23 protein-coding genes are annotated in these 26,403 nt (G+C 55.4%); 14 read left to right on the top strand and 9 right to left on the bottom strand.

From position 1 onward, the window contains the following. The first annotated feature begins 98 nt into the window (after positions 1 to 98). Both ynfE and dmsD read left to right on the top strand, forming a co-directional pair. Positions 99 to 2,537: a selenate/tellurate reductase subunit YnfE gene (ynfE, locus tag APT89_RS16390; RefSeq protein ID WP_060572982.1), complete on the top strand. Its 2,439-nt coding sequence runs from the start codon at positions 99 to 101 to the stop codon at positions 2,535 to 2,537. Between the two features lie 92 nt (positions 2,538 to 2,629). Further along, positions 2,630 to 3,244, top strand: coding sequence for a Tat proofreading chaperone DmsD (gene dmsD / locus APT89_RS16385; RefSeq protein WP_028012998.1), 615 nt, complete (start codon positions 2,630 to 2,632; stop codon positions 3,242 to 3,244). 35 nt (positions 3,245 to 3,279) lie between these two features. Here dmsD and APT89_RS16380 read toward each other — a convergent pair whose 3' ends face one another. Together APT89_RS16380 and APT89_RS16375 are read right to left on the bottom strand one after the other, a co-directional pair. Next, positions 3,280 to 5,010 carry a SulP family inorganic anion transporter gene (locus APT89_RS16380; protein WP_060572980.1) on the bottom strand — a complete coding sequence of 577 codons (1,731 nt, stop codon included), beginning with the start codon at positions 5,008 to 5,010 and terminating at the stop codon, positions 3,280 to 3,282. A 233-nt stretch (positions 5,011 to 5,243) separates the two neighbouring features. Beyond that, complete coding sequence (locus APT89_RS16375; protein ID WP_060572978.1) at positions 5,244 to 6,080, bottom strand: MipA/OmpV family protein; 837 nt, start codon at positions 6,078 to 6,080, stop codon at positions 5,244 to 5,246. A gap of 203 nt (positions 6,081 to 6,283) precedes the next feature. Here APT89_RS16375 and APT89_RS16370 point away from each other — a divergent pair, with 203 nt between their 5' ends. The 3 genes from APT89_RS16370 to APT89_RS16360 all read left to right on the top strand — a co-directional run bounded on the left by APT89_RS16370 (position 6,284) and on the right by APT89_RS16360 (position 8,966). After that, the gene (locus APT89_RS16370; protein ID WP_028012995.1) at positions 6,284 to 6,961 is read left to right on the top strand and encodes a response regulator; all 678 of its coding nucleotides are present in this window, start codon (positions 6,284 to 6,286) and stop codon (positions 6,959 to 6,961) included. Further along, positions 6,961 to 8,349: a sensor histidine kinase gene (locus APT89_RS16365; RefSeq protein WP_047365319.1), complete on the top strand. Its 1,389-nt coding sequence runs from the start codon at positions 6,961 to 6,963 to the stop codon at positions 8,347 to 8,349. Before APT89_RS16370 ends, APT89_RS16365 begins: the two co-directional genes overlap by 1 nt. A gap of 137 nt (positions 8,350 to 8,486) precedes the next feature. After that, positions 8,487 to 8,966, top strand: coding sequence for an RrF2 family transcriptional regulator (locus APT89_RS16360; protein WP_028012993.1), 480 nt, complete (start codon positions 8,487 to 8,489; stop codon positions 8,964 to 8,966). Positions 8,967 to 9,026: 60 nt separating this feature from the next. Here APT89_RS16360 and oqxB read toward each other — a convergent pair whose 3' ends face one another. Together oqxB and APT89_RS16350 are read right to left on the bottom strand one after the other, a co-directional pair. Beyond that, on the bottom strand, positions 9,027 to 12,179 hold the full coding sequence (gene oqxB / locus APT89_RS16355) for a multidrug efflux RND transporter permease subunit OqxB (protein ID WP_028012992.1): 3,153 nt from the start codon (positions 12,177 to 12,179) through the stop codon (positions 9,027 to 9,029). 24 nt (positions 12,180 to 12,203) lie between these two features. Then, positions 12,204 to 13,379, bottom strand: coding sequence for an efflux RND transporter periplasmic adaptor subunit (locus tag APT89_RS16350; protein ID WP_028012991.1), 1,176 nt, complete (start codon positions 13,377 to 13,379; stop codon positions 12,204 to 12,206). Between the two features lie 333 nt (positions 13,380 to 13,712). On the opposite strand from APT89_RS16350, the gene APT89_RS16345 reads away from it, so the two are divergent. Together APT89_RS16345 and APT89_RS16340 are read left to right on the top strand one after the other, a co-directional pair. Next, positions 13,713 to 14,066, top strand: coding sequence for a helix-turn-helix domain-containing protein (locus tag APT89_RS16345; protein ID WP_028012990.1), 354 nt, complete (start codon positions 13,713 to 13,715; stop codon positions 14,064 to 14,066). A gap of 69 nt (positions 14,067 to 14,135) precedes the next feature. Further along, on the top strand, positions 14,136 to 14,426 hold the full coding sequence (locus APT89_RS16340) for a YebG family protein (RefSeq protein ID WP_028012989.1): 291 nt from the start codon (positions 14,136 to 14,138) through the stop codon (positions 14,424 to 14,426). 64 nt (positions 14,427 to 14,490) lie between these two features. Here APT89_RS16340 and catA read toward each other — a convergent pair whose 3' ends face one another. Next, positions 14,491 to 15,156 carry a type A chloramphenicol O-acetyltransferase gene (gene catA, locus APT89_RS16335; protein ID WP_060572976.1) on the bottom strand — a complete coding sequence of 222 codons (666 nt, stop codon included), beginning with the start codon at positions 15,154 to 15,156 and terminating at the stop codon, positions 14,491 to 14,493. A gap of 212 nt (positions 15,157 to 15,368) precedes the next feature. Here catA and APT89_RS16330 point away from each other — a divergent pair, with 212 nt between their 5' ends. The 6 genes from APT89_RS16330 to osmV all read left to right on the top strand — a co-directional run bounded on the left by APT89_RS16330 (position 15,369) and on the right by osmV (position 20,595). Then, positions 15,369 to 15,992 carry a glutathione S-transferase family protein gene (locus APT89_RS16330; RefSeq protein WP_060572974.1) on the top strand — a complete coding sequence of 208 codons (624 nt, stop codon included), beginning with the start codon at positions 15,369 to 15,371 and terminating at the stop codon, positions 15,990 to 15,992. Between the two features lie 155 nt (positions 15,993 to 16,147). Further along, positions 16,148 to 16,885: a YoaK family protein gene (locus APT89_RS16325; protein WP_060573062.1), complete on the top strand. Its 738-nt coding sequence runs from the start codon at positions 16,148 to 16,150 to the stop codon at positions 16,883 to 16,885. Positions 16,886 to 17,162: 277 nt separating this feature from the next. Further along, entirely contained in the window at positions 17,163 to 17,873 is a 711-nt protein-coding gene (gene osmY, locus APT89_RS16320; RefSeq protein ID WP_060572972.1) for an osmoprotectant ABC transporter permease OsmY, read from the top strand. A gap of 18 nt (positions 17,874 to 17,891) precedes the next feature. Next, positions 17,892 to 18,791, top strand: coding sequence for an osmoprotectant ABC transporter substrate-binding protein OsmX (gene osmX, locus APT89_RS16315; protein ID WP_041910236.1), 900 nt, complete (start codon positions 17,892 to 17,894; stop codon positions 18,789 to 18,791). An 8-nt stretch (positions 18,792 to 18,799) separates the two neighbouring features. After that, complete coding sequence (osmW, locus tag APT89_RS16310) at positions 18,800 to 19,447, top strand: osmoprotectant ABC transporter permease OsmW (RefSeq protein WP_028012983.1); 648 nt, start codon at positions 18,800 to 18,802, stop codon at positions 19,445 to 19,447. After that, entirely contained in the window at positions 19,447 to 20,595 is a 1,149-nt protein-coding gene (gene osmV, locus APT89_RS16305) for an osmoprotectant ABC transporter ATP-binding protein OsmV (RefSeq protein ID WP_047365325.1), read from the top strand. Before osmW ends, osmV begins: the two co-directional genes overlap by 1 nt. A gap of 76 nt (positions 20,596 to 20,671) precedes the next feature. Here osmV and APT89_RS16300 read toward each other — a convergent pair whose 3' ends face one another. Next, on the bottom strand, positions 20,672 to 21,139 hold the full coding sequence (locus APT89_RS16300) for a DUF6392 family protein (protein WP_045631631.1): 468 nt from the start codon (positions 21,137 to 21,139) through the stop codon (positions 20,672 to 20,674). Further along, on the bottom strand, positions 21,136 to 22,821 hold the full coding sequence (locus APT89_RS16295) for an S-type pyocin domain-containing protein (RefSeq protein ID WP_072201754.1): 1,686 nt from the start codon (positions 22,819 to 22,821) through the stop codon (positions 21,136 to 21,138). Before APT89_RS16295 ends, APT89_RS16300 begins: the two co-directional genes overlap by 4 nt. Before the next feature lie 250 nt (positions 22,822 to 23,071). Between APT89_RS16295 and clcB the strand changes: the two genes are divergently transcribed. Continuing rightward, a complete protein-coding gene (gene clcB / locus APT89_RS16290) occupies positions 23,072 to 24,382 on the top strand; it encodes a voltage-gated ClC-type chloride channel ClcB (protein ID WP_060572970.1) in 1,311 nt (436 codons plus the stop codon). Here clcB and bioD read toward each other — a convergent pair. Next, positions 24,317 to 25,012 (bottom strand): dethiobiotin synthase, encoded by a 696-nt coding sequence (gene bioD / locus APT89_RS16285; protein WP_028012980.1) that lies wholly within the window; start codon positions 25,010 to 25,012, stop codon positions 24,317 to 24,319. The genes clcB and bioD overlap by 66 nt on opposite strands. A 130-nt stretch (positions 25,013 to 25,142) precedes the next feature. Continuing rightward, positions 25,143 to 26,363, bottom strand: a complete 1,221-nt coding sequence (mlc, locus tag APT89_RS16280; protein ID WP_041910244.1) for a sugar metabolism global transcriptional regulator Mlc — start codon at positions 26,361 to 26,363, stop codon at positions 25,143 to 25,145. Positions 26,364 to 26,403 lie beyond the last annotated feature (40 nt).

Below are 26,403 nucleotides of genomic sequence, written 5' to 3'. Positions count from 1 at the left end.
TAATATTTAATACCTCCAAATAAGTAACACTCACCCCATCATTAGCCCGGTTATCGTTTCGGGAAAAATAATATGTAATCACAATGGTGGGGTGAGCCATGTCCGATATCGAACATCACGGCGGGATTAGCCGTCGAACACTCGTGAAATCTACGGCGATAGGTTCTCTGGCGCTTGCCGCTGGCGGAATTTCGTTGCCTTTTGGACTGAAAAGCGCCGCAGCCGCGGTACAAAATGCAATGAAACCGGCAGAAGATAAAGTGGTCTGGGGCGCCTGTTCGGTCAACTGTGGCAGCCGCTGTGCGCTGCGTCTGCACGTCCGCGATGAAGAAGTGTACTGGGTCGAAACGGATAACACCGGTGAGGATATCTACGGCAATCACCAGGTGCGGGCCTGCCTGCGCGGGCGCTCCATTCGCCGCCGCATCAACCATCCTGACCGTCTGAACTACCCGATGAAACGCGTGGGTAAGCGGGGTGAAGGCAAGTTCGAGCGCATCAGCTGGGACGAAGCGCTGAACGCCATCACCACCAGCCTGAAAGACGTGGTCAGCAAGTACGGCAACGAAGCGGTGTATATTAATTACTCCTCCGGGATTGTCGGCGGCAATATCACCCGCTCCTCCCCTTACGCTTCGCTGGTGGCGCGCCTGATGAACTGCTACGGCGGTTTCCTGAGCCACTACGGCACCTACAGCACGGCGCAAATCGCCTGCGCGATGCCTTATACCTACGGCAGCAACGACGGCAACAGCACCTCGGATATCGAAAATACCAAACTGGTGGTGATGTTCGGCAATAACCCAGCGGAAACGCGCATGAGCGGCGGCGGGATTACTTACTATCTGGAGCAGGCCCGCGAGCGTTCTAACGCACGTATGATTGTCATCGACCCGCGCTACACCGATACGGCAGCCGGACGCGAAGACGAGTGGATCCCGATCCGTCCGGGTACCGATGCCGCCCTGGTGGCGGGGATTGCCTGGGTATTGATCGACGAAAACCTGGTGGACCAGCCGTTCCTGGACAAATACTGCGTTGGCTACGACGAAAAAACGCTGCCGGAAGGTGCCCCCGCGAATGGTCACTATAAAGCGTACATTCTCGGCCAGGGTGAGGACAACACGGCGAAAACGCCGGAGTGGGCCTCGCGCATCACCGGCATTCCTGCAGACCGCATCATTAAACTGGCCCGCGAGATTGGATCCGCGAAGCCGGCCTATATCTGCCAGGGCTGGGGACCACAGCGTCAGGCGAACGGTGAACTGACCTCCCGCGCCATCGCGATGCTGCCGATTCTGACCGGCAACGTGGGGATCAACGGCGGCAACAGTGGCGCCCGTGAATCGACCTACACCATCACTATCGAACGTATGCCGCTGCCGGAAAACCCGGTCAAAACGCAAATTTCCTGCTTCAGCTGGACGGACGCCATCGCCCGTGGCCCGGAAATGACCGCTCTGCGCGACGGGGTACGCGGTAAAGATAAGCTGGACGTACCGATTAAGTTCATCTGGAACTATGCGGGCAACACCATTATTAACCAGCACTCCGATATCAATAAAACCCACGATATTCTGCAGGACGAAAGTAAGTGCGAAACCATCGTGGTGATCGACAACTTTATGACCTCATCGGCGAAATACGCCGATATCCTGCTGCCAGATTTAATGACCGTCGAGCAGGAAGACATTATCCCTAACGATTACGCCGGGAACATGGGTTACCTGATTTTTCTCCAGCCCGTGACCGCGCCGAAGTTTGAGCGCAAGCCTATCTACTGGATCATGAGCGAAGTGGCGAAACGCCTCGGACCGGATATCCATCAGAAATTTACCGAAGGGCGAACGCAGGAAGAGTGGCTGCAGTATCTGTATGCCAAAATGCTCGCAAAAGATCCCACGCTGCCGTCCTATGACGAGCTGAAAAAAATGGGCATCTATAAGCGCAAAGATCCGAACGGACACTTTGTGGCCTATAAAAAATTCCGCGAGAACCCGGAAGCCAACCCGCTGAAAACGCCCTCAGGCAAGATTGAAATTTATTCCAGCAAGCTGGCGGATATTGCGGCGACCTGGGAGCTGGCAAAAGATGAGACCATCAGCCCGCTGCCCGTCTACGCATCCACCTTTGACGGCTGGGATGCGCCCGAGCGCGCGCAGTTCCCGCTGCAGCTGTTTGGCTTCCATTTTAAAGCCCGCACCCACTCGAGCTACGGTAACGTCGACGTGCTGCAAGCGGCCTGCCGCCAGGAGGTCTGGCTGAATCCCGTTGATGCCGCGAAACGTGGCATTAAAAACGGCGATACGGTGCGCGTCTTTAACGATCGCGGTGAGGTGAGAATAGAAGCGAAAGTCACGCCGCGCATCATGCCAGGCGTAAGCGCCATGGGCCAGGGAGCCTGGCACGATGCCAATATGAATGGCGATCGTATCGACCACGGCTCGTGTATCAACACCCTGACCACGCACCGCCCGTCACCGCTGGCAAAAGGCAACCCGCAGCACACCAATCTGGTGCAGATTGAGAAGGTGTAAGGGGTGAATTCTATGACCCTGGTTTATGCTTTGGTCTGTATTAATGGTTAATCACGTCGCGCGGACATAACCGCGCGAGCAAGGAAGGTTTAATGAAAGACGTCTCACACCGTGACTCGTTCGCGTTCAGCGCCCGCGTACTGGGCGCGCTGTTTTACTTCGCGCCTGACAGCGAGCAGACAGCCCCGCTGGTGCAGGCACTTACCGCTGGCGAATGGATAGAGGACTGGCCCCTGCCGCCGGAAACGCTGCTGCCCGTTGCCGAAACCTTTGCTTCATCTTCCGATGAGCCGCTGACGGATGCCTGGCAACGGCTGTTTATTGGTCCTTATGCCCTGCCCGCTCCGCCGTGGGGTTCCGTCTGGCTGGACCGTGAATCCGTGCTGTTTGGCGATTCGACTCTCGCGCTGCGCCAGTGGATGCGGGAAAACAATATCGCGTTTCAGATGCAGCAAAATGAACCGGAAGATCATTTCGGCACCCTGCTGCTGCTGGCGGCATGGCTGGCCGAGAATGGCCGCGAGTCGGAGTGCGATCGGCTTCTGGCGTGGCATCTGCTGCCGTGGAGCACCCGCTTTCTGTCGGTGTTTGTCGACAACGCCGGGCATCCGTTCTATATCGCGCTCGGCAGGCTTGCGCAGCTGACGCTGGCGGACTGGCGATCGGCGTTGGTTGTTCCGGTTGCGGAAAAGACGCTGTACCGCTAAGGGATATGGCTTGCTCGCGGGTGGCGAGCAAGCCTTTAACCAGGGTTTGGTTGTGCATCACCACCTGATTCATTCACACTCTCTTTGCTTTGAATGAACCGGAGTGCCAAATAGAGGTCTGGCGCCAGAATCATGTCATCATCATTCATCGTTGGCCGACTTTCTTTAAACCAACGTGTTAATTCCGTTTTCCTGCCCGCAAGGATTAACATAATCTGTCGGGCTTTCAGGTCACGCTTTAACTCATTAATGGTTGCCAGGACACTGATATCTGAATAGGTGAAGCAAGCCACGGCATCAATAACCACCCATTTAGGTTGTACTGCTGCACCATCAACCAGGTTCAATACCCGACGTTTAAAATAAGCCACATTAAAATAGGTCAACGGTGAGTTAAATCGATACATCAGCACGCCCGGGACCATTTTAATATCGGTTGTATTCCCTAATGAGTGGATCATTCCATTTTCGTCAGTCCCCAGTAAGTGCTCAGAGGGACGAAATACCGTACGCAGGAACTGTAACAGGCCAAGCAACACCGCAAGGCCGATCCCCTGAATTACACCGATGATTAAAACACAGCCAAACGTAAAGAAGGCCAGGCGAAATGCCTGTTTATTTCTTCGCCTCAGGTTCCATAACCCACGTAAATCAATTAATGACCACGATGCATACATTAGAACAATACCTAATGTAGATACCGGAATAAATTGTAATGGCTGCGTGAAAAATACCACCACTAAACCTATCAGTAAGGCTGCGACTATGGAAACCAGCTGACTTTTCCCCCCAACGGAATCATTAACCGCGGTCCGGGAATCGGCTCCACTGATGGCAAATCCCTGAGATAGCCCAGACATAATGTTCGCAATACCCAGTGCCCGGAACTCTGCATCAGCATTAATTTCATAGCCATTTTTCGCGGCGAAACTGCGAGCGGTCAGCATCAGACTGACAAAACTCACTAAAGCCAGGTTAAGCGCCGGGATCACTAATTCTCGCATCGGACCGGGCTGGAACGCACCCCAGTTAACGACGGGTAAACCAGGCTGGAAGCCATCCCCCCCAATCGTGGCAATACCATACTGTTGCGCAGATGTTCCCCATACCAGTATCGTTGTTATCACAATGGCAATCAGAGGTGCTGGCCAATTGCTGCGATACGTTTTGATAACCATTAAAATAATTAACGTTAAAAGTGATATCCCTATTGTTAATACATGGCTGTCTAAAAGTCGGCCTGGCAAGGCCAGTATTTTCTCAATAACCTGCGCTTCATCGAGCTTGATCCCCAAAACCTTGCCTAATTGCCCGACAATAATCGTTACGGCTACGCCATTAAGCAACCCTGTAAGAATGGGATGAGAAAGGAGATCGGCAAGTGCACCCAGGTGAAATTTACTGGCAAGCAGGCACCACCCGCCCATCATCAACGTCATGACGATCGTCAGTTGCCAGTGCAGTTCAGGATTGCCTGCAGAAAGAGGAAACACGACGGCTGCAATCACGGCGCAGGTCGTTGCATCAGGGCCAACAATAAGCTGACGTGAAGAACCAAACAGTGCATAAGCTATCATCGGTAAAACGCAGGAATAGAGCCCCACTATTGCCCCAACACCCGCCAATTCAGCATAAGCAATAGCAACGGGTAGCGCTACAGCCGCGACGGATAATCCAGCTTTAACATCATGTTTTAGCCAGCTTTTATCGTAGGCTAATAAATTTTGTAACCCTGGCATGTACTTTAACAATAATTTTCCGAGCACTTTATTCTCCGGACAGGGATGATAGCCACGTAATATTGGCACACTTCTCAGTGAGGTTATGGTTTCCAAATGCTCCGGAGTCAGGTCGATGCCTCTCAGTTCTTAATAAAACGTCAGTCAACTCATTATTCTGACTACTGTTAAACATCATTTAAAAACTACCGCCCCATCATCTTTCCGGGGCGGCTCAAATTCGTCGCTATTGCGCGCTCATATCTATAAGCAACCCGCAATCAGAAACTGTACGTCACCTTCAGGCTTCCCGTTGGCGACGTTTTACGTTGCACTATCGGGCTATCACCCGCATCCCCCGTCAGCTGCGTTACGCCCGCGGAGGTGAGAACGCTCCAGCTCGAGGTGAGCCTGTAGGTCCAGTCAAGGTTCATCGACCAGGCGTAAATTCCCGCTCCGGCGTCATGTCGGGCAAACCCCGATGCGGCGGACTGGGCAGCATTAACCCCATAGTACGTTTGCATGTACTTGCCGGAACCCCAGCTGCCCGTCAGCCCCAGCGTCACCGCATTTTTCGACGATGTGTAGAGCGGGCTGGAAATGCCGAAATGCACCGCCTCACCGTTGTCTCTCTCAGAAACCGGGATCTCAGCCTGCAGCTGAAGATTGAGCCAGTCGGTCACCTTATACCCCAGCCCCGGCACCACGATAGCGGAACCTTTGATATCGCCCATCCCCCGCAGGTAGTCGCTGCCGGAGCTGATCGAATCACTGCTCACGTCTTTATCTTTACGGCCTGTTCGGTAGCTCACTGCGGCGTTGTAATCCAGGTTGCCAATGTTGTTTCCGTAACCGATACCCCGCGTGGTGCTGATAAAGAAACCATTTGCCATGGAATAATCTACTACCTGAGATGCCGAGACCCGGCTTTTATCCGAACCCGAGTAGCGTGGCGCGACGTCCACGCCTCCCCCCAGGGTTAAGACATTGCCCTGTTTCTGCTCTGCCGCCAGTACCGGGGTAGCCAGTAACGCCAGAATAACGCCCGGCACGATGTTTTTCAGTCTGCGGCTCGGAAGTAAATAGGGGAAAGAATGACGCAGTTCGATGTTACTCATTGAAGAAGTCCTTTGGATTCAAATGATTGCAATGCAAGCGGTTTACACGCCAGAGCACTCATTCTGAATACTCACCCTGAGGTTCTTATGAGCCGAAAATGAAGAAACGCTGAAGCGCGTGCGGGCGCTGTCAACCGGACGGATTTCCTGCTACCGTTTTTTTCTTAAGTTGTTCTTCATTCACTGTTGATACAGTTACCAATGTGAAAATCTTACTAATCGAAGACGACCTGGATCTCGGCAATGGCGTACGTATCGCCCTTTCAGATCAAGGATTTGATGTCATATGGGTTCGCCGTAAAGAGGATGCGCTGCATCAGCTTGAGGTCGGCGTGCCGGAACTTATTCTGCTCGACCTGGGGCTGCCCGACGGCGACGGCATGAGCCTGATGACGCGTTTGCGCCAGCAGCTTAAGGGGATCCCCGTCATTATCCTGACGGCGCGAGGTACCCTGCAGGATCGCCTGTGCGGGCTGGATGCTGGCGCAGACGACTATCTTGTCAAACCCTTCGTTCTCGCCGAACTGCTGGCGCGAGTCAGAGCCCTTGCGCGACGCAGCTATGGTTTTGAAAATGAAGCGATAGAAATCAGGAGCTTATCGCTTCATATCCCGACGCGTCGCGTAACGGTGAATGCGCGTCACGTTGAGTTGACGGCCAGTGAATATGCGCTGCTTGAAACGTTGATGCTGCGCGCTGACCGGGTGATCACACGGCGGTTCCTGGAAGAGAGGATATTTGGCGCGAAGGAAAATCTCAGCAATGCGCTCGACGTGCATATGGGGAATTTGCGGCGAAAAATTGGTGACGGCTATGTACGAACGGTGCGGGGCGTCGGGTATGTCATTGATACCGTCGCTATCCAGAAGGTGACAGATTAATGCGAAATGTCTGGCACCAACTGAGGCGCCCAACGCTGGTACGGCGAATTATCATCGCCCAGATGCTGCTGCTTACCCTGCTGTGGTGTCTTTTTTTAACCTTTATTTTATTGGAAGACCTGCGTAGCCCTCCGATACTCACGGGAAGTAAGACTTACGAAACCATTTTTACTCTGGTTGATCTCAGTGACGAGCGCCCGCAGGATCGTAATGATGTCCTGGAAGCATTCAGCAAAGCGTTGCGGGAAGGCTATGGCGGCGGTGAAGATCCGGAGCTGTCGATTAACCTGATAGTTCGCAAAAACAACGAGGTTATTTTCTCTTCTGATGGTGCACCTACGGGGGTAAAAAACACCAGACTGGGCGAAATGCAGCGCGTTCAGAGTGAAGGTCACGCCTGGACGAGCCGCACGCTTAAATCCCCCCACTCCAACGTGGAGGTAACCCTTTTCACCCCTGCCGGAAGCTGGAACTTCTTTATCTACCTGAACTCGCGGGGCTACTACATTATGCCGCTGCTGGTATGTATTCCTTTTCTTCTGTTTCCTGCGTGGCTGTCAATCCGCATTGCGATGCGCCCCTGGAGCAAGGTGGTTAATGAGATCTCATTACGTTCGCCTGACGATCTCTCCCCTTTAAAGGCTGTTCCCGGGCATAAGGAACTCCGCCAGATGGTGGACGCGATTAATGACTTTCTTGCCAGAGTGCGGGAAAGCGCGGAACGCGAACGGGTTTTCATTGCGGACGCCGCGCACGAATTGCGTACGCCGCTGGCCGCGATGCGCATCAACGTGGAGGCGCTGCAGTCCTGGGTGAGCAGCGAGAGCCAGCGGCAGCTGCTTGCAGGGATTGTGCGCAGCAATAGCCGGGCGGCCCGTCTCGTCAACCAGCTGCTGCTGATGATGCACAGTGAAGCGCGCATTGACACCGCGATGGAGCCCGTGCCGCTAACCTCGCTCATACAAGAGCGGATGGCTGCGCTGGAGCCGCTAGCGTCCGGGCGCAAGATTGAGCTGGAATTCTTCGCTGAGGATGAAATCTGGATCGCTGGCGTCAGGGAGCGTCTGATGTCGCTTATAGACAATCTCATTGAAAACGCCGTGAAGTACAGTCCTGAGGGCGGGCGGATTCAGGTGGAGGTATGCTCAGCAGATACATCAGCCCAGCTACGCGTCTCCGATCGGGGGCCGGGTATCCCGGTTGAATTGCGCGAGCGCGTATTCGACCGGTTTTTCCGCGATCCCAATCAGCTGCAAAGCGGGAGCGGACTGGGGCTTGCCATTGTCAAAGCCGTTGCACAGCAGCACGGCAGCAGCGTAAACCTGAGTACTTCCGCAGAAGGTGGCCTCCTGGTGACGGTTGACTTCCCGAACCGCACGTATAGCTAAACCGGAACAGGGTGTTTGATCGCAAATGCCGCAGATTGCTTCAAAAAAATTACCGTATTTGTTATATTGTTGTTTATTGCTTATTCACCTCTGCGGTGCCAAAAAGAACAAGATTCACCGCAACCCAGGAAAGAGAAATGTTAGATTACCGCTTCCCGACAGCTTTGCAGATGGTTCTCAGCGTAGCGATGGCGGAGCAACTAGGTGAACGTTCGACGAGTGCGATTCTGGCCTACGGCCTGGAAGCCAACCCGAGCTTTATCCGCAAATTGATGGTTCCACTCACGCGTGACGGCATTATCGTCTCAACGCTTGGCCGCAACGGCTCAATTCATCTTGGACGTCCGCCGGAAGAGATTACCCTGCGCGATATCTACCTTTCAGTCACCGAAGATAAAAAACTCTGGGCGTCGCGCCCGGACGTGCCGGCCCGCTGCGTGGTCAGCGCGAACGCCTGCTGGTACTTCAAATCTATTTCCGAAGAAGCAGAGCAGGCCTCGCTCGCGGTATTAGCGCGCCACACCGTGGCAAGCGCGCTGGACGAGGTCAAAAAAGCCGATACCAGCGGGTGCGATCCTTTACCTGAACTGATTGCCCAGTACAAAAAAGCCCAGTAATTTACGCAAAAAAAAAACCGCCCTCATAGTGAGTGCGGTTTTTTGTTATCTGCGATATCCCTACGCAGGCAGAACCTCTCTTTCCACTTTGCCGCGCGTCACGAACTTACGCAGCGTCACGTAAAAGACCGGCGTCAGGAACAGACCAAACAGCGTCACGCCCAGCATCCCGGAGAAGACCGTAATCCCGGTGACGCCGCGCACTTCTGCGCCCGCGCCGTGGCCGAGGATCAGCGGAATGGTCCCGGCGATAAAGGCGATGGATGTCATCACAATCGGACGTAAACGCAGGCGGCACGCTTCCAGCGCTGCTTCCATGATGCCTTTCCCCTGAATTTCCAGCTCGCGGGCAAACTCCACGATAAGAATCGCGTTTTTACAGGCCAGCCCCATCAGCACCACCAGCCCCACCTGCACGAAGACGTTGTTATCGCCCCCGGTCAGCCAGACGCCAAACAGCGCGGAAAGCATGGTCATCGGAACGATGAGGATCACCGCCAGCGGCAGCGTCCAGCTTTCATACAGCGCCGCCAGCACCAGGAACGCCAGCAGTACCGCGACCGGGAAGACGATCAGCGCCGTATTGCCCTGCGTGGCCTGCTGGAAGCTCAGATCCGTCCATTCAATGTTCATTCCGTTCGGCAGGATCTGCTTAGACATCGCGTCCAGCTGCGTCATCGCCTGCGCGGACGAGAGTACGCGCGGGTCGGCATCGCCAATCAGATCCGCCGCCGGGTAGCCATTGTAGCGGATCACCGGATCCGGTCCGTAGGTGGTCGTGATTTTCACCATACTGCCAATTGGCACCATTTCGCCCTGGCTATTCCGGGTGCGTAAATTCGCAATATCTTCCACGCTGTCGCGGAACTGCCCGTCTGCCTGCGCCATCACGCGCCAGGTGCGCCCGAACTGGTTGAAGTCGTTCACGTACGACGAGCCCAGATAGGTTTGCAGCGTACCGAACAGATCGGTCAGCGACACGCCCTGCGCTTTCGCCTTATCGCGGTCAACCTGCACGTCCAGCTGCGGAACGTTAGCCTGATAGGTTGAGATCGGGAAGTGCATTCCCGGCGTCTGCATAATCGCACCGGACATGGTGTTCACCGCGTTTTGCAGCGCGCCATAGCCCAGACCTGCGCGATCCTGAATATACAGCGAGTAGCCTGACCCCTGACCCAGCCCCAGAATCGGCGGCGGCAGTATGGAGAAACCAAAGCCCTGCTGGATTTGCGCGATTTTCGCGTTGATCTCCGCGTTAATTTCCGCCGCAGAGTGCTTGCGCTGGTCAAACGGCTTCAGGCCAAAAAACACCGTCCCGGTATTCGGCGTGTTGGTAAACTGCAGCGCGTTCAGCCCCGGGAAAGCCACCGCGTAGTCCACGCCTTCGGTATTCATGCCGATTTCGCTCATTTTGCGGATCACCGCGTCGGTGCGCGCCAGCGACGAACCTTCCGGCATCTTCACGCCGCCAATCAGGTAGAGCTTATCCTGTGTCGGAATAAACCCGCCGGGTACCGCTTTAAACATGACGCCCGCGGCACACAGCAGCAGCAGATACACCACAAACACCGCGCCGCGTCGGCCAAGCGTTTTGCCCACCAGCCCCTGATAGCCGTTAGAGCTACGATGGAAAAAGCGGTTAAACGGACGGAAAATCCAGCCGAACAGGCGATCGATAAGCCGGGTCGGGAAGTCTTTCGGCGCGCCGTGCGGTTTTAACAGTAGCGCCGCCAGCGCCGGAGAGAGCGTTAGCGAGTTGATGGCGGAGATCACCGTGGAAATCGCTATCGTCACCGCAAACTGCTTGTAGAACTGACCGGTTACGCCGGAGAGGAACGCCATCGGCACGAACACCGCGCACAGCACCAGCGCAATCGCGATAATGGGCCCGGAAACTTCACGCATCGCCTGATGCGCCGCCGCAAGCGGCGCAAGCCCCTCTTCAATGTTTCGCTCGACGTTTTCCACCACCACGATGGCATCGTCCACCACGATACCAATCGCCAGCACCAGCCCGAATAAACTCAGGGTGTTAAGCGAAAAGCCCAGCAGATAGAGAATGCTGAACGTCCCCACCACCGACACCGGCACCGCGATCAGCGGAATGATCGACGCGCGCCAGGTTTGCAGGAACAGGATCACCACCAGTACAACCAGCACCACCGCTTCCAGCAGGGTTTGCACCACCGCACGGATGGAGTCGCGCACGAAAACCGTCGGATCGTAAGGTGCCGCCCACTTCATATCTTCCGGGAAACGGGTGGACAGCTCGTCCATTTTGGCGCGCACCGCGTTAGACAAATCAATGGCGTTTGCCCCCGGTGACTGGAAGATACCAATCCCGACCGCGTCTTTATTGTTAAGCTGGGAACGCAGCGCATAGCTTCCGGAACCCATCTCGATACGCGCCACGTCACGCAGGCGGACGACCGAACCGTCCTCCGACGTTTTCAGGACAATGTTGCCAAACTCTTCTTCGGTATGCAGACGCCCCTGGGCGTTAATGGAGATCAGGAAATCGCTCTCTTTCGGCAGCGGCTCGGCGCCAAGCTGGCCGGCGGAGACCTGCACATTCTGCTCCTGCATTGCCGTGACCACGTCCGAGGCGGTCAGCCCGCGGGCCGCGACCTTGTTCGGATCCAGCCAGATGCGCATCGCGTATTCACCGGAGCCGAAAATCTGAATCTGGCCGACGCCGGGCAGACGCGCCAGCTCGTCCTTCACCTTCAGCGTGGCGTAGTTGCGCATGTACAGTGAATCGTACTTACCGTTGGGCGAGAACAGATGCACCACCAGCGTCAGCGTTGGCGACTGCTTCTGCGTCGTGATGCCCAGGCGCCGCACGTCTTCCGGCAGACGCGCCTCGGCCTGCGCTACGCGGTTTTGCACCTGCACCTGCGCCTGATCCGGATCGGTACCCGGACGGAACGTGACGGTAGTAACCAGCACGCCGTCCGAGCCGGCAACGGATTTCATGTACATCATGTTCTCGACGCCGTTGATCGCCTCTTCCAGCGGCGTCGCCACGGTCTCGGCAATCACTTTCGGGTTGGCGCCCGGATACTCCGCACGCACCTGTACGCTTGGCGGTACGACGTCAGGATATTCACTCACCGGCAGAAGCGGGATGGCGATTAATCCTGTGATAAAAATCAGAATCGACAGTACGGCAGCGAAAATCGGCCTGTCGATGAAAAAGCGGGAAAAGTCCATGGGAAGGATTCTCAGGTCAAGTGATCAGTTGAGGGCGGTGCTGGCGGTCATGGCGACGGTTTTCGCGTTCACCGGCATACCCGGCATGAACACTTTCTGTAGACCGTCAACGATGACCTTATCGCCAGGTTTCAGCCCCTGCTGCACGATGCGTAAACCGTCGGCCAGACGCCCCGGCGTAATATCGCGACGCTGCGCTTTACCCTCTTTATCCACGATATAGACATACTTGCGATCCTGGTCAGTCAGTACCGCTTTGTCGTCAATAAGCATGGCCTGGAATTCCGCGCTGCCCGGCAGGCGCACGCGGGCAAAGAGTCCCGGCGTGAACTGACGCTGCGCGTTATCCAGCAGCGCGCGCATGCGGATCGTACCGGTACTCGGCGTGAGCTGATTATCAAGGAAATCCACTTTACCCTGATGGGGGTAGCCCTCCTCGCCGGCAAGGCCGATCTCAACCGGTAGCGCCGTATGGTGGCTGGACGCCCCCTGCCCGTTGCGGGCGAGATTTTGATAGTGAAGATAGGTTGACTCATCCACGTCGAAGTAGACGTAAACCGTCTTCTGCGAGACCAGGGTGGTGAGCACGCTGGCGCTGTCGCCCGCAGAGACCAGATTGCCGCTGGTGATTAACGCCCGGCTGGCGCGGCCATCAATAGGAGCCGTCACTTTGGTGAAGTCGAGATTCAGCTGCGCGGCGTCTACCGCAGCCTGGGCTGCGCGAATATCGGCCTGCGCCTGAATGGCGGCCGAACGGCGCTGCTCCCACTCTTCACGGGATACCAGGTTGGTATTGATGAGTTTATCGGTACGGTTAGCCTCGCTTCGCGCCAGGCTGGCCTGCGTTTTGGCTCTCTCCAGCGTCGCCTGCGCCTGCTCCAGCGCGGCGCGATAGGTTCGGTCATCAATCGTGAACAGCACCTCGCCCTTTTTCACCTCCTGGCCGTCGGTGAAATTCACTTTGTCGATGTAGCCAGAGACACGGGGACGAAGCTGCACGCTTTCCACGGCTTCAATCCGGCCGTTAAAGCTATCCCACTGGCTAATGGATTTCACAACCACGTCTGCAGCATTAACGGCGGGCGCGGGCGGCGCGGCGTTTTGCGCGACGCTGTCATCACATCCGACGAGCAGCACGGAGAGCATCATCGCTCCCAGCGCATTCAGATGATAGTTTCCCCAGGTTTTTTGCAGGCTCATTATTTTTATTCCGGTAATTGTAGCCGCCGGGCAAGACGCAGCGGGAGGTGCCGCGCCACTTCCTTTGTCCGGGCTGGCTTAAGGCCATTTGTGTCGTTCATCGCCACAAAACTGTAACAGTTTCGAATACACTATCGCGGCGATTGTAGGAATGCGCCTAACTAAGTGCAAGAATAATTGTTGCACTTTATGTGCTATTTGAGGCAGCGATAAAAGGCCCGTTTCGGGCAAGGATTTAAATGCAACAATAAAACTTGCAATTATCGTGAAACCAGGCCACCTTAAAATGCAACAGACAAAGATACCTTTCTATCGCTGCGTGGGGGAAACCTGATGAACACTGGCGCATTTATGCATGATTTACTCGACTGGATTGATAACAACCTCGACAGTCGCCTGGACATTGAGACCGTCTCCAGGCGCTCCGGCTACTCGAAATGGCACCTCCAGCGCCTGTTTAAAGAGCACACGGGCTATCCCCTCGCCGGCTATATTCGCGCGCAAAAGCTGCAAAAATCGGTTGAGCGCTTAGCCCACAGCGATGAGCCCATCCTGAACGTGGCAATCGCGCTCGGGTTTGACTCTCAGCAGTCGTTCAACCGCAGCTTTAAGCGCCAATTCGGTCAGGCACCTGGCGCATGGCGACGCAGTATCGGCGGCCGTGAAACGCAGCCGATGCACCAGTAGCTCACTTTTTACTGCAACATCATCCCGAAGCTGCTATACTGTATATAAATACAGTATGAGAGGTGCGTGATGGCTGTTGAAATAAAATATGTTGTCGTAAGAAAAGGTGAAGAGAAAATGACATTTGCCAGTAAGAAAGAGGCTGACGCTCACGACAAGCTGCTCGATATGGCAGACGCGTTCACCGACTGGCTGTTGCAAAGCGGAATGCAGATGGATGAAACGCAGGCTGAAAATCTTGGTCTGTATCTCGCCGAGCAGAAAGAGACCGTGCAGCATATTCTGCGCACCAGCAAGCTCCCTGCTCTCGATGCCCCTGCGGCTGACAGTAAAAAAATCAGAGCGGTAAAAGCTGCCTGATTGCCACATCGTCACCGAGCCTGACGCCGCAAGCAGCATGCTGCTTGCGGCTTTTTTATTAACGTCACGCGCCGGATCGCGGCAAGGCATCAATCATCTCCTGTAATTCATTGTACAGTCTTGCCACATGGAAACCATCGCACACGGAATGATGAACCTGAACGGCAAGGGGCAATAATACTTTGCCATCTTGTTCATAGTATTTTCCAAGCGTAAACATAGGGGCAAAAAAGTTCTTCATGTGCGCAACGTTGACGTTAAAGCTGGTAAAACTCACCCAGGGAATACCCGATATGAAAAAGATATTTTCCCTGGATTCTTCTTTAGGCCAATAAGAAAAATTATTACCGTAGCGCGCAATGTCTTCAGCGTAGGTGTTCTGGAAGTGCTGAATATTGCCATCATAATGGCTCCATAATGATGAAAAGGTCTCTGTTTCATTATGGAAAATGGTATAGTTTGGATGAATTTCGTTCCATATAATAAGCTCATTGTCTTTCATAGCCATACGGAACTCAGGATGACTGTTGACGATCTTAGAAATGAGAAAAATAATAGTCGGGTAAAATTTCCAGCCGACCGCTTTGATATGTTTTAACAGCGCAGTAATATCGATTAAAACCGTCTGGTTAAACGTCGACTGAGCGAACCCCTGAAAAATCTCAAAATGTTCCTTCCTTGCCCAACGAGATAAGTCAACGGACGTATATTCAGGGGTTATTTTTTCCATTTCTAAACCTTTAATGAGCAAGCATATCTCTGATGTTAGCCTAAATTTTTTCCATGCATTAAGCAAGCAGGCGCCTCTGGAGAAAAACGTTTCCGCTTAAAACGCGCTGACCTGCCCGTACAGCGCACTCCTCACTCAATATTATCCCTCCCTCTTCGCGCAAAGGGTGTATTGTTTTTAAATGATTAATCCCCCTGAAGAGAAGCGGCGTCATGATTAACATCCTCGGTAAAACCACCTCCATCAACGTTCGTAAAGTGCTCTGGACCTGTGAAGAAGCGGGCATCCCTTACCTGCAGGAAGACTACGGCAGCGGTTTTGCCTCAACAGAAACGGATGACTTCCGCGCGCTGAACCCCAACGCCATGGTGCCGGTGCTGATGGATGACGATTTCGTGCTGTGGGAGTCCAACGCCATCTGCCGCTATCTGGTGCGCAAGGCCGGACGTCACGATCTGCTGCCTGCAGAGCCGCAGGCCTGCGCCAACGTTGAGCGCTGGATGGACTGGCAGGCAACAGAATTCAATAACGCCTGGCGCTATATCTTCCCGGCGCTGGGACGAAAAAACCCGGACTTTAACGACCCTGCGCGCATTGCGGCGGGAATAAAAGAGTGGAACCACTGTATCACCATTCTGGAAAACCAACTGCAGCGCACCGGGGCCTTTGCGGCAGGCGAGACGTTTACCCTTGCCGACGTTGTGCTTGGGCTGTCGGTGAATCGGTGGAAGATGACGCCGTTTGACAAGCCCCACGTGCCGGCGATTGAGGCCTGGTATGAGCGCCTCAACCAGCGCCCGGCGTTTTTGCGTCACGGCAATAACGGCATGATATAAATTATTTACGCCCACACCTTGAGCAAGGATATTTTATTTAATTACTAAACCCTGAATGGCGTCAGAGGGAATAATAATTAAGCCATATCCTGGACAGCCCGTTGCACCGCTTTGCTAGCCTGACTATTCAGGCAAAGCTCAACCCGGAGGTATTCTTGCTCATTAGACTCAAGAAAGAACGAACGCATAAGGAGGATCGTCGGCTTGCCCTCTGGCTGGCGACCTCGGCAGGTTTGCTTAACGCCATCGCCCTTGGGGCATTTGGCTTTTTCCCCTCTCACATGACCGGCAATACCTCACAATTATCCAGCGAAGTCTCCTCCACAGATCTGAGCGATATGATTTTCTTTGGCTCGATTATTCTCTCTTTTGTCACCGGCGCCATCCTTGCCCGTCTTATTGTACTCTGGGGCATTATCCACAATATCAGGCTGGTTTTTTGCCAAATCCTTTTTGTCGAGGGGGTACTATTGACCGGCATCTCTCTCTACGAGATGTATTTCCACGCCCTCACGAGCAACCGCGAGATTATTATTTTTCTGTGCGGCCTGATGGGCATTCATAATTCAACCTCCACGCAGCTCTCCGGAGGGCGGGTGAGATCGACGCACATTACCGGCACGCTAACGGATGCAGGCATATCACTGGCCTCCGTGCTGGTGGCGATGCTTCGCAGGGATTGCTCGAAGGATACCGCAGCACAAAAAAGTCAGCTGAAAACTCACTTAACCACTATTTTCTCGTTTATGAGCGGAGGGATTGCTGGGCTGCTGCTGTTCAGATGGATTGGGTTTAACGCCATGCTGGCGCTTGGGCTGCTGCTCGCGATTGTTGCCATTTTTTCTATCATTAGCATCTCGGTTCGCGTTCGCCGGGTTCGTGCCTCTATCTAAATAACGAACGACTCTCGGCGTAAGGGCGCCTTCTGATATGTGACACTGTCACTATTGAAAATTCGCTTTAGGACTATTCTGCCCGGCACGCAACCAGCCCTTACGCCATAAGGCTTTAATTAAGGTTGTCACTAATTTCATAGGGTTACTGATTTCCCCCCTTCGCTGGAACCCTTCCCAAACGCTTGCTATAGGTCAATTACCCCTGCCGAAACATGGCATAACAACAGGCAACCGGTGGTTGCTATAACGCATGCGCACAGGGAGACACACCGCAATGCACCCATTACTCATACGCTCGCTGCTGTTTGTCGGCGCCATTCTCGTGGTCCTCGCCCTCCTCGTCTGGGGAATCGGGCTTGAGACAATCAAGGCGCGTCAGGTTGACCTGGTCTACCTCGGGCAACAGCACATGATTCTGGTTTTCTCGTCGATGTTTTTTGCCCTGCTGGTGGGCATTCCGGCCGGTATTCTGCTGAGCCGTCCGGCCGCGCGGGGCGTCGCCGAATACGTGATGCAAATCTTTAATGTCGGCAACACCCTGCCGCCGCTGGCCGTGCTGGCGCTGGCGATGGTGGTGATTGGTATCGGCGATACGCCCGCCATCATCGCCCTGTTCCTCGCCTCGCTGCTGCCGATTGTGCGCAATACCTACGCCGGGCTGTGCTCGGTCCCGTCGTCGCTGCTGGAAGCGGCAAACGGGATTGGGATGACCAAATGGCAGCGCCTGCGCCAGGTTGAGCTGCCCAACGCCTGGCCGGTTATGCTCTCGGGGATCCGCATCGCCACCGCCATTAACGTCGGTACCGCGCCGCTGGCGTTTCTGATTGGCGCCAGCAGCTACGGCGAGCTGATTTTCCCGGGCATTTACCTGAACGATTTCCCGACCCTGATCCTCGGCGCGGCGGCCACCGCCCTGTTCGCCCTGATCCTCGACACCCTGCTGGCGGCGCTGGGTCGCGTGATGAGTCCCCATCTCGCTCGATAACAATAACAAGGAGCTTTTATGAGACTGATATCCAGCCTGGCGGCGCTGTGTGCCGCGGCGCTGTTCACCGGCCAGGCGATGGCAGCCCCGCTGATTCTGGCGACCAAGAGCTTTACCGAACAGCACATTCTCTCGGCGATGACCGTACAGTACCTGCAAAAGAAAGGTTTTCAGGTTCAGCCAAAAACCAATATCGCCACGGTGATCTCCCGCAACGCGATGATCAACAAGCAGATTGATATGACCTGGGAGTACACCGGCACGTCGCTGATCATCTTCAACCACATCAACAAGCGCATGTCGCCGCAGGAGTCCTGGGAGACGGTGAAGCGCCTGGATGCGAAGCACGGTCTGGTATGGCTCAAACCCGCCGATATGAACAACACCTATGCCTTTGCCATGCAGCGCAAGCGCGCCGAGGCGGAGCATATCAACACCATGTCGGAGATGGTGGCGAAAATTGAACAGGTCCGCAAAACCAACCCGGACAAAAACTGGCTGCTGGGCTTAGACCTTGAATTTGCCGGGCGCAGCGACGGCATGAAGCCACTGCAGGAGGCCTATAAGATGGATCTGGACCGTCCGCAAATCCGCCAGATGGACCCGGGTCTGGTCTATAACGCCGTGCGCGATGGCTTCGTCGACGCCGGGCTGGTTTACACCACCGACGGGCGCGTGAAGGGCTTTGATCTCAAAGTGCTGGAAGATGATAAAGGCTTCTTCCCGAGCTACGCGGTCACCCCGGTGGTGCGCAAGGACACCCTGGAGGCCAATCCCGGTCTGGAAGAGGCGCTCAATACCCTCTCGGCCCAGCTCAACAACGACGTTATCACCGAGCTGAACAAGAAGGTGGATATTGACCATCAGTCACCGCAGCAGGTCGCCCGCGATTTCCTGCGTAGCAAACAGCTGCTGTAGGAGGCGCTATGGATACCGTTCACTACATTCTGGACAACTGGGACTATCTGTTAACCCTGACGCTGCAGCATCTGTGGCTGGTGGCGCTGGCCGTGGGCTTAGCGATTATCATCGGCGTCCCGCTGGGCATTTTGATTGTGCGCCACAAGTGGCTGGCGACGCCGGTGCTGGGGATTGCCACCATCGTGTTGACCATCCCTTCCATTGCCCTGTTTGGCCTGATGATCCCGCTGTTTTCGCTGATCGGTCAGGGGATTGGCGCCCTGCCTGCAATCACGGCGGTGTTTCTCTACTCGCTGCTGCCGATCGTGCGTAACACCCACACGGCGCTCGACAGCCTGCCGCCGGGCCTGCGCGAAGCCGGACGCGGCATCGGCATGACGTTCTGGCAGCGTCTGCGCTGGGTGGAAATTCCGATGGCGCTGCCGGTGATTTTCGGCGGGATCCGCACCGCCGTGGTGATGAACATCGGCGTGATGGCGATTGCCGCCGTGATTGGCGCGGGCGGACTTGGCCTGCTGCTGCTTAACGGCATCGGCGGAAGCGATATTCGTATGTTGATTGCGGGCGCGCTGATGATCTGTCTTTTAGCGATTGTGCTCGACTGGCTGCTGCACCGTCTGCAGGTGGTTCTGACTCCAAAGGGGATTCGATAATGATAAAACTGGAAAACCTCACCAAACAATTTTCACAGAAGCACGGCCAGACCTTTAAGGCCGTCGATAACGTCAACCTGAATGTGCCCGAAGGGGAAATGTGCGTCCTGCTCGGCCCGTCCGGCTGCGGAAAGACCACCACCCTGAAGATGATTAACCGCCTCATCACCCCAAGCAGCGGGACGATCCTGATCAACGGCGAGGACACCAACGGAATGGACACCGTGACCCTGCGCCGCAACATCGGCTACGTGATCCAGCAGATTGGCCTGTTCCCGAACATGACCATTGAAGAGAACATCACCGTCGTGCCGCGCATGCTGGGCTGGGATAAAGCGCGCTGCAAAGCCCGCGCCGAAGAGCTGATGGATATGGTGGCAATGGATCCGCACAAGTTCCTCCACCGTTATCCGCGCGAGATGTCCGGCGGCCAGCAGCAGCGTATTGGCGTTATTCGCGCCCTGGCGGCGGATCCTCCGGTACTGCTGATGGATGAACCCTTCGGTGCGGTGGACCCGATCAACCGTGAGGTGATCCAGAACCAGTTCCTCGAGATGCAGCGCAAGCTGAAAAAAACCGTCATGCTGGTGAGCCACGATATCGACGAAGCCCTGAAGCTCGGCGACCGCATTGCGGTATTCCGTCAGGGGAAAATCGTCCAGTGCGCCAGCCCGGACGAGCTGCTGGCGAAACCGGCGAACGAGTTTGTCGGCTCGTTTGTCGGTCAGGACCGCACGCTGAAGCGTCTGCTGCTGGTTTCCGCCGGCGACGTCACCGACCAGCAGCCGACCATTACGGTACGGGGTTCGACTCCGCTCCCGGAAGCCTTTGCAACCATGGATGATAACGATATTCGCGCGATTACCGTGGTTGACGAGCACGGCAAGCCGCTGGGCTTTGTGAAGCGTCGCGAAGCGCGTAACGCCAGCGGGACCTGCGCCGACATCCTGCATCCGTTCCGCATGACCGGCAAAGCCGAAGACAACCTGCGCGTGGTGCTATCACGTCTGTATGAGAGCAACACCAGCTGGATGCCGATCGTGGATGAGGACGGGCGCTACAACGGCGAGATTTCGCAGGATTATATTGCCGAATACCTGAGCTCAGGGCGTACGCGCCGGGCGCTGAATATTCATAGTGAGAGCTGAGAATTATATTTACTTAGTTTTTGGATACAGCGTAGAAAAGCCCCTTCACGGGGCTTGTGTTTGGCTTATGTTGGGTTTACCAGCGAATTTCAGAAGTGAGAATAAATGCTACTGCTTTCACCATTTCGTCAAGATCGTAATTAATCTGCATTGTGATTGGCGTATGAAAATCTTCAACGGTGTATTTTTCAACCCACCCGAAAGAACGATTCATTATCATTCTTGGGGTAACCAAGCCTTCGGGCTCACCAAATGACTGATGAATCCATGCGCGAGACATGTTCTGCTGCAACGGTGTAGGGAGTTCATTCGGGAAGACCCATCCCTTTACGTCATCACGCTGAATAGACAACGTAATTTCTTTCAGTATTCTCCCTTCTCGAATAAAGGCTAAAAAAACGCCTTCGTTCACCATTGGTAAAAGTAACACAGGATCGCCTGCAGCCCCTTTAGGATCACTTTTGTAGGTGATTAACCCATTATTAACTAACTCTTTATAGCTTTTGCCCAGATTATGGATAAGTGCTACTACATTTACTGTCATTTGTATAATCCTTGCTGGCCGTTCAGCGCGTGCATTTTGGTTCTGGCAGTTTCTATTTGTTCTTCAGTGGCACCCTGCTTTTTTAACGATGGCTTAATGGTATCCAGATTACGATCAGCTGCTGCCCGTAAGTTCTGTGAGTCTAGATCAATCTGTGTCAGGGTATTACGTCCGCCATAAGTTTCACTGATTTTCTGATGCACATCTTTAGGGACAACGATAGCCGCCACCTGCAATGAAAATTCCTGAATTTCCGTTTCTTTTAAATATGGATACTCCCTACGGAGATAGGCCTTAACAGCCGCAGCCGACGGCATGTGATCCGCCTCGTAAACCCCCTGCCGAGAACGGCGTTTGAAGTCACTGTATAGCTCAACCTCCAGAAACTCCACCGGTGGTTTGCTCAGGTAGATATAAATCGGCGGCAGGTCAGGGAACGGCAGGATCAGAATGTAATCCGCGAAATGCTTTTCCTCCGGTGCCGGGCTGGTGGTCGCCGTTATGCCGGTGTTATCCGGCAGCGGGTCAACTATCACCGGTTTCGGCAACACCGGACGCGCCTGGTTGCCGGTATTCCACGGCTTTTCCTCGACCGTTCGGTCAGGCGTCCAGATAATGGTGATGTGCGGATCTTCTTCCGTGGTGAAGGTGTACGCCTGCGCGCTGGTGTCGTACTCCATTTTTCTGACACGCACACTGTCCCGGCCAGGTGGTGTGTGCCAGCCATGCGGAACCGGGTTCCCTCTGCTGTCCTTCTCCCACGTATAGCGCACCCGGCTCGGGGCTTCATGCATCTGCTCCAGGCGCATACGGTCGATAAAATCCTGTTCGCCGTCGTTCAGCCTGCCGGGCATCATCCCCACCAGCAGTCCGGCCACGGGTGCACCGGGTCCGGCAACAGCACCACGCACCGCCCAGGTGCCGTAAGTCAGTGCCCTGCCGCTTATCAGCTCCAGCAGGCTTGCGCCTGCCGTGGCCGTCTGCGCCCGTGCAGCAGCAGACGCGGCAGCCACCGCAGCCTGATAATCCATCTCCTCATGGTTACCGTTCCACCAACGATACAAGGCGCTGCGCTTCTTCGGTTTGGGGATATCTTCTGGCTTTTTCTTTCTGGCGGTCTGTGCGTGCTGCGGGGTGTCTGAATCGGTCACGGGGTCGCTGGCGGGCATGGCCTGAAAAAATGCCATATCAGCAAAATTGGTGTGAGGTTCACGCTGGTCGCCTGCATCATTGCAGCCCTCGCCACGGAGGCAGGATTTTGCAAATACCCGGTTTCGCTCCCTTTCCTCCTCCCTGTGTTTCTCTTCCCTCTCCTGCTCTGCCCTGCGTTCGGCCAGCATCACAGCGTGCCTTTCCCTGACGATTTGTTCTGGTGATGGACCACTACCCAGCCAGTCGCCAATGGGAGCGATGATAAAATTTGTTCCCGGCGGGCATCCACACCTGACGTTAGAGCGATCGACAGCAGCGGCAACACCATGGAAGCTTACGCGGGGTTCACCATCAAGAATGGTACCGGGCTTTCCGCAGTTTTTACACGGCGTGGTTTTATCACCAACCCTGACGACCCCTCGCCCGTGTTCGGTGCAGTACGGCAGGGATCCAATACAGGTTGCCCCGGTAGAGGTTTTATCTCCTGTCAGCGCCTGCCCCCGGCCATAATTATCGGTACGGTAACCCATGCATTACGCTCCGGTAATTAGTGAGTTCGTTACTCATAAAGAATTTCCTTTTCCTTCCTGTAAATAAAAAAGCAATTTTACTATGAATACGAGTTCACCAAATTTATTCAGCACTTTTGGTTAATATTTAATAATCAAATAAATGACAAAGAAAAATAAATAATATATATAGAACACCTTATAAAAGCTCATTTGCATACTGGTTGAGTTGCAACCACAATAGGACATCGTCCCCGTTTATTCGCGACCCATGCAACGTCTTCATACGTACCCCGACATCCGCGCAATGTTTCGCCGACTCCTGATTGCAACCGTCACCGGCGTGCTGGCCGCACTGGCCGTTGCGGTGTTCCGCCACAGCATGTACCTGCTGGAGTGGCTGCTTCTGAGCAACGACAGCGGCAGCCTGGTGAATGCCGCCGCGTCGCTCTCCCCCTGGAGGCGCGCGCTGACGCCCGCGCTGGGCGGGCTGGCTGCCGGGCTGTTGCTCTGGGGATGGCAGCGCCTGACCGCCCAGCGGCCTCATGCCCCCACCGATTATATGGAAGCGCTGGAGACCGGCGACGGTCAGTTTGACTACGGCGCGAGCCTCGTTAAATCTCTTGCTTCGCTGCTGGTCGTTGCCAGCGGAAGCGCCATCGGCCGCGAAGGGGCCATGATCCTGCTTGCCGCCCTCGCCGCCTCCTTTTTTGCCCGGCGCTTTACGCCCAAATCGGAATGGAAGCTTTGGATCGCCTGTGGCGCCGCCGCCGGGATGGCCAGCGCCTACCATGCTCCGTTAGCGGGAAGCCTGTTCATTGCAGAGATTCTGTTTGGCACGCTGATGCTGGCCTCGCTCGGCCCCGTGGTGATTGCGGCGGTGGTGGCGCTTCTTACGACGCAACTCCTGGCACCGGGTGCCGGCACGCTCTACGCGGTCCATTTAAGCGGCATACTCACCGCGGCCGATTATGCCCTGCTGGTTGCGATAGGGCTGCTGGCAGGTCTCTGCGGACCGCTGCTGATGTGGCTGATGGCGTTCAGCCACGGGCTTTTCCTGCGCCTCAGGCTTTCGCCGCCGTTGCAGCTGGCGCTCGGCGGCTTGATTGTCGGGCTGCTTTCACTTTTGACGCCGAAGGTTTGGGGGAACGGCTACAGCGTGGTTCAGGCTTTTCTGCTCGCCCCGCCGCTGCTGTCGGTGATTGCCGGCGTGTTCATCTGTAAATTGCTGGCGGTGCTGGCAAGCAGCGGTTCGGGTGCGCCGGGCGGGGTATTTACGCCAACGCTGTTTGTCGGTATGGCTACGGGGATGCTGTTCGCGCAGCTTTTCGCGCTGTGGCTGCCGGGTTCTGAGACGGCCATGTTGCTGGGGCTGGCCGGGATGGCAACGCTGCTCGCTGCGACCACGCATGCGCCCATTATGTCGGCGCTGATGGTCTGTGAAATGACCGGGCAGTATTTTTTACTGCCCGGTTTACTGGTCGCCTGCGTGATAGCGTCCGTACTGTCGCGGACGTTACGCCACGACTCGATCTACGGTCAACACGCCACCGAGGGCAGAGAGATCGATGTACTGCGCTAGCTCGCGCTGTTCGGCGCGAGGCAGATAAGGCAGCTCGCCCACCAGCGGGCCAGGCAGTTTGGTGCTCAGTACATCGATGATCTCGGCGTAGTGCGCGAGGCCTGGATTAATACGGTTTGCCACCCAGCCAGCCAGTGGCAGGCCGTCATTGGCAATCGCCTGCGCCGTCAGCAGCGCGTGGTTGATACACCCTTCCTGGATCCCCACTACCATCACTACCGGCAGCTGCTCCTGCACGACCCATTCAGACAGCGGGCGTAAATCATTCATCAGGCTGCGCCAGCCGCCCGTTCCTTCGACGACTACGTGATCGACCTGCTCACTCAGGTTCGCCAGCCCGTCGGATAACAGGGAATAATTGATCGGGCCGCTGTGCGCCACGCTGCTTTCATCTTCGCTTAACGCAATAGGATTGACCGCGTGGTAAGGCAGTTCCAGCGACGAGACGCTTTGCAGCACCAGGGCGTCTTTATTTCGCAATCCCTCTGGCGTCTCTTTACTCCCTTTGGCGACCGGTTTGTACCCAGCGACGCGTTTACCGCTTGCTGTCAGAGCCTGCAGCAATGCGCGGGATACAACGGTCTTGCCGACAGAGGTATCTGTACCAGTAACAAAGAAACGCTTAAGCATGACTCACTCCACCTCTTGGGTATGCTTCGAAAATATCAACCAGGTAAATAATTCAGTGGAGGAAGTCTACGGGATGCGTGCGCTACCCGGCTTGAGATAGCGCAATTTTTCTTACATCTGCGGAAAAGAGTTAACCCTGTAACAGGCGGATAAGCAGCGAGCCGTTGTACATGGCATCTTTGACCAGCGCCGCACCGGCCATTGTGCCCTGGTTGGAAAACTGGGTACTTTCTACCGCAATATTTCTGCTGTAGGCGGGAAGCGACTGCTGCTGAATACAGGCCGTAATCGCCGGAAAAAGGATCTCCGCCGCCTGGCTGAGCGGTGAGCCGATCAGGATTTTTTGCGGATTGAAGAGGTTCACCATAATCGCCAGAATGCGGCCTACGTTATTACCCACCCCGGTAATAATGTCCTTCGCCAGCAGATCCCCCTGACGCGCGGCGGCGCAAAGGGAATCCACCGTTAAGGGTTGGCCGTGAAGCGATGAGCTCATGGACTGACTGAGCCTCACCTGCGCCAGTTCGAGCACGCTTTCCACGCTGGCGATCGTCTCCAGACAGCCGTGGTTCCCGCAGTAGCAACGCTTGCCGTACGGGTCGACCTGGGTATGGCCAATTTCCACCAGGCTGCTGCTCCCGGCGTGGAGAAGCCGTCCATCGGTGATCACCCCCGCCCCGACGTTATGGTCGATGACCACCTGAATGACATCCCGCGCACCGCGCGACGCGCCAAACAGCGCTTCCGCCATCGTCCAGGCGCTGATGTCGTGCTGAATATAGACCGGCACGCCGGTATGGTTTTCCAGCACTTCGCCCAGCGGCATCTCTTTAACATCGTCGTAAAACGGCATGCGGTGAACAATACCATTTTCGGTATCAATAATGCCGGGCATGGTGATGGCAATCGCCGTTAAGCGTTCAAGCCGCTGCTGATGGCGAATAAAGAAGCGATCGATATGGGAGACAATCGCATCGAGAAGCGGTTCCTCGGCGTTGAGCGGCAGCTCAAGCCGGTCTTCCACCACCAGCTTGCTGCTGAGATCGCGCAGCGCAAGGAAGATCTCTCCGCGGCTGATGCGCAGCGAGAGGTAGTGCCAGGCTTCCGTCTCGACCACCAGGCCGACCGCCGGACGACCACGGCTGCCCGGCTCCTGAATTTCCGTCTCCTGGACCAGGTGCGCTTCCAGCATTTCGCGGACAATTTTGGTGATACTGGCAGGTGCCAGCTGTGCCAGGCGCGACAGATCGATACGCGAAACCGGACCAAGCTGATCAATCAGGCGATACACCGCGCCAGCGTTGGTCTGCTTAATCTGATCAATATGCCCTGGCTGACTATCAGCAACCACCTCGTACTCCCTTATTTTCGAGCTTCGAAATAAACTGTTG

This window comes from Enterobacter sp. 50588862, assembly GCF_001462935.1.
GTDB lineage: Bacteria > Pseudomonadota > Gammaproteobacteria > Enterobacterales > Enterobacteriaceae > Enterobacter > Enterobacter bugandensis.
Note: the sequence above shows the minus strand (reverse complement) of the source record. Positions and strands in the feature narration are given on the sequence as shown.